This window comes from Streptomyces sp. SPB074, assembly GCF_000154905.1.
In the GTDB taxonomy this organism is placed as follows: domain Bacteria; phylum Actinomycetota; class Actinomycetes; order Streptomycetales; family Streptomycetaceae; genus Streptomyces.
Genome location: NZ_GG770539.1, coordinates 1,732,930 through 1,736,990 on the forward strand (window position 1 = coordinate 1,732,930; position 4,061 = coordinate 1,736,990).

Sequence of the window (4,061 nt, forward strand, 5' to 3'; positions counted from 1 at the left end):
CCGCCGGCCCCGCCCTGTGGCGGGGCGGGGGCTCAGGCTTCCTCGTCCACCCAGCTCATGAGCTTGCGCAGCTCCTTGCCGGTGGTCTCCAGGAGGTGCTCCTCGTCGGCCTTCTTGTACTCGTTGTACTTCGGCAGGCCGGCCTCGTACTCCTTCATCCAGGTGTTGGCGAAGCTGCCGTCCTGGATCTCGCCGAGGATCTTCTTCATCTCGGCCTTGGTCTGGTCCGTGATGAGGCGCGGGCCGGAGACGTAGTCGCCCCACTCGGCGGTCTCGGAGATCGACCAGCGCATCTTCTCCAGGCCGCCCTCGTACATGAGGTCCACGATGAGCTTGAGCTCGTGCAGGCACTCGAAGTAGGCGATCTCCGGCTGGTAACCGGCCTCCACGAGCGTCTCGAAGCCCGCCTTGACGAGCGCGGAGGTGCCGCCGCACAGCACGGCCTGCTCGCCGAAGAGGTCGGTCTCGGTCTCCTCGGTGAAGGTCGTCTTGATGACGCCGGCGCGGGTGCCGCCGATGGCCTTCGCGTACGAGAGCGCGAGGTCGAACGCCTTGCCGGTCGCGTCCTGTTCGACGGCCGCGATGCACGGGACGCCGCGGCCCTCCTCGTACTGGCGGCGCACGAGGTGCCCGGGGCCCTTGGGGGCGACCATGCAGACGTCGACACCGGCCGGCGGCTTGATGAAGCCGAAGCGGATGTTGAAGCCGTGGCCGAAGAAGAGGGCGTCGCCGTCGTTCAGGTTCTCGCGGACGGACTCCTCGTAGATCTTGCCCTGGATCGGGTCCGGCACGAGGATCATGATCACGTCGGCCCAGGCGCTCGCCTCGGCGGGGGTCAGGACGGTGAGGCCCTGCTCCTCGGCCTTCGCCTTGGACTTGGAGCCCTCGTGCAGACCGACCCGCACGTCGACGCCGGAGTCGCGCAGCGAGAGCGCGTGCGCGTGCCCCTGGCTGCCGTAGCCGAGGACCGCGACCTTGCGGCCCTGGATGATGGACAGGTCGGCGTCGTCGTCGTAGAACAGCTCGGCCACTGGTTTATCTCCTTGAATGCGGATGGTGCGTCCCACCGTACGGCGGGGTCCGTCTGATGTGTGCTCGGGTCTCGGGATACGAACGCCGGCGGGGACCGGCGCGCGGGGCGAGACGGGGTGGTGCGAAGGAGACCGGTGCGCGGGTCGCGCGCGGGGTGCGTCCTGGTGGTCCGGGCTCGTACGGGTGCGGGTCGCGCACGTGTCGTACGGGTACGGAAGCGGGCGGGGCGTCGCGCGGACCGGCACCGTGGTGCGGGCCGGGTCCTTCGCGCCGTCCGCCGGTCGCCGCGGCGGGGGGCCGCCGCTCGGGCGCCGCGACGGGCCGCCGCTCAGGCGCTGCGGTCCAGGGCGCGCAGCGAGCGGTCGGTGATGGACCGTCCGCCGCGGCCGACGGCGATGGTGCCGGACTGGACGAGTTCCTTGATGCCGAAGGGTTCGAGCATCTTGAGCATGGCCTCCAGCTTGTCGCTGGAGCCGGTCGCCTCGATCGTGACGGCGTCCGGCGAGACGTCCACGGTCTTCGCGCGGAAGAGCTGGACGATCTCCACGATCTGCGAACGCGTCTCGTTGTCGGCCCTGACCTTCACCAGGACAAGCTCCCGGTGGATCGCGGAACCGGGTTCCAGCTCCACGATCTTGAGGACGTTGACCAGCTTGTTGAGCTGTTTGGTGACCTGTTCCAGGGGGAGTTCGTCGACATTGACCACGATGGTGATGCGGGAGATGTCGGGGTGCTCGGTGGTGCCCACCGCGAGCGAGTCGATGTTGAACCCGCGGCGGGAGAAGAGGGAGGTGATGCGGGCGAGGACGCCCGGCTTGTTCTCCACCAGGACGGAGAGCGTGTGCTTGGACATGTTCATGTGCGTTTCTGCTCTTCCGTCTCAGTCGTCGGCGGCGTCGCCGAAGTCGGGGCGGACCCCGCGGGCGGCCATGATGTCGTCGTTGGACGTGCCGGCGGCGACCATGGGCCACACCATCGCGTCCTGGTGGACGATGAAGTCCACGACGACGGGGCGGTCGTTGATGGAGTTCGCCTTGGCGATCACCGCGTCCAGCTCGCCCGGGTCCTCGCAGCGCAGGGCGACGCAGCCCATGGCCTCGGCGAGCTTCACGAAGTCGGGGACGCGGGTGCCGGCCGGCTTCGGAGCGCCGTCGCGCTGGCCGGAAGCGGCGGTGTGTCCGCCGGTCGGGTCACCGGACAGCACCGTGTTCGAGTAGCGCTGGTTGTAGAAGAGGGTCTGCCACTGGCGCACCATGCCGAGGGCACCGTTGTTGATGACGGCGACCTTGATCGGGATGTTGTTGAGGGCGCAGGTGGTCAGTTCCTGATTGGTCATCTGGAAGCAGCCGTCGCCGTCGATGGCCCACACGGTGCGCCCGGGCTGCCCGGCCTTCGCGCCCATCGCGGCGGGGACCGCGTAGCCCATCGTCCCGGCGCCGCCGGAGTTGAGCCACGTCGCGGGCTTCTCGTGCTCGATGAAGTGCGCGGCCCACATCTGGTGCTGGCCGACGCCCGCCGTGAAGATCGTGTCCTCGGGGGCGAGGGTGCCGATGCGCTCGATGACCTGCTGGGGCGAGAGGCTGCCGTCCTCGGGCTGCTCGTAGCCGAGCGGGTAGGTCTCGCGCCAGCGGCCGAGGTCGGCCCACCAGGCGGTCAGGTCGCTCTTGTTGCCCCCGGCGTGCTCGGCCTGGACGGCCTGCACGAGGTCGGCGACGACCTCCCGCGCGTCGCCGACGATCGGGACGTCGGCGGTGCGGTTCTTGCCGATCTCGGCGGGGTCGATGTCGGCGTGCACGATCTTCGCGAGCGGCGCGAAGCTGTCGAGCTTGCCGGTGACGCGGTCGTCGAAGCGGGCGCCGAGGGCGACGATGAGGTCGGCCTTCTGGAGCGCGGTGACGGCGGTGACGCTGCCGTGCATCCCGGGCATTCCGACGTGCTGCGGGTGGCTGTCGGGGAAGGCGCCGAGCGCCATCAGGGTCGTCGTGACGGGCGCCCCGGTCAGCTCGGCGAGGACCTTGAGCTCGGCGGTCGCGTGGGCTTTCAGGACGCCGCCGCCGACGTAGAGGACGGGGCGCTTGGCGGCGCTGATGAGCCGGGCGGCCTCGCGGATCTGCTTGGCGTGCGGCTTCGTGACGGGACGGTAGCCGGGCAGGTCCTGGGTGGGCGGCCAGCTGAACGTCGTGTCGGCCTGGAGCGCGTCCTTGGCGATGTCCACGAGGACGGGGCCCGGACGGCCCGTCGAGGCGATGTGGAACGCCTCGGCGATGGCGTGCGGGATGTCCTCGGCCTTGGTGATGAGGAAGCTGTGCTTGGTGACCGGCATCGTGATGCCGACGATGTCCGCCTCCTGGAAGGCGTCCGTACCGATCGCGGCGGAGGCGACCTGCCCCGTGATGGCGACGAGGGGCACCGAGTCCATGTTGGCGTCGGCGATCGGCGTGACGAGGTTGGTCGCACCGGGGCCCGAGGTCGCCATGCAGACGCCGACCTTGCCGGTGGCCTGCGCGTAGCCGGTCGCGGCGTGGCCCGCGCCCTGCTCGTGGCGCACCAGGATGTGCCGCACCCGGGTCGAGTCCATCATCGGGTCGTACGCGGGGAGGATCGTGCCGCCCGGGATGCCGAAGACCGTGTCGGCCCCGACCTCCTCAAGGGAGCGGATGAGGGACTGCGCACCCGTCACGCGCTCGACGTGTCCGGACTGCTGTCCGCCGGAACGGGGTCGCGGCTGCGGATGCGGGGCCCCGGTGGCCTGCTCGGTCATCGGCATCTCTTCTCGGTGCTGAGTTCTCGGTACGGGTGGGCGGGTGCGTTTCGTGGTGGTACGCGCGGCGGCCGGGGGCGGTCCGGCGGGCACCTGTGCAACAAAAAACCCCTCGTGCCGGGTGGCAAGCGAGGGGAGCGCGTCGGTGCGGGTACCGGAGTTCGTTCTCCGGCTTCAGCCGACGCGCTGTCCAAGTACGAGAATTCGGGTGCGCATGGCAGTGACCATCCTCCCAGCGGCTGTCAACTGTCAAGCCGATGGGACGCAT

General features: G+C 69.9%; 3 protein-coding genes. All 3 read right to left on the reverse strand.

The window, feature by feature from the left end; translation table 11 throughout:
• Positions 1-32: 32 nt before the first annotated feature.
• Complete coding sequence (ilvC, locus tag SSBG_RS06875) at positions 33-1,031, reverse strand: ketol-acid reductoisomerase (RefSeq protein WP_008745480.1); 999 nt, start codon at positions 1,029-1,031, stop codon at positions 33-35.
• Between the two features lie 329 nt (positions 1,032-1,360).
• Positions 1,361-1,885 carry an acetolactate synthase small subunit gene (ilvN, locus tag SSBG_RS06880; RefSeq protein ID WP_008745481.1) on the reverse strand — a complete coding sequence of 175 codons (525 nt, stop codon included), beginning with the start codon at positions 1,883-1,885 and terminating at the stop codon, positions 1,361-1,363.
• Between the two features lie 27 nt (positions 1,886-1,912).
• Positions 1,913-3,793 carry an acetolactate synthase large subunit gene (locus tag SSBG_RS06885; RefSeq protein WP_008745482.1) on the reverse strand — a complete coding sequence of 627 codons (1,881 nt, stop codon included), beginning with the start codon at positions 3,791-3,793 and terminating at the stop codon, positions 1,913-1,915.
• Positions 3,794-4,061: the final 268 nt, after the last annotated feature.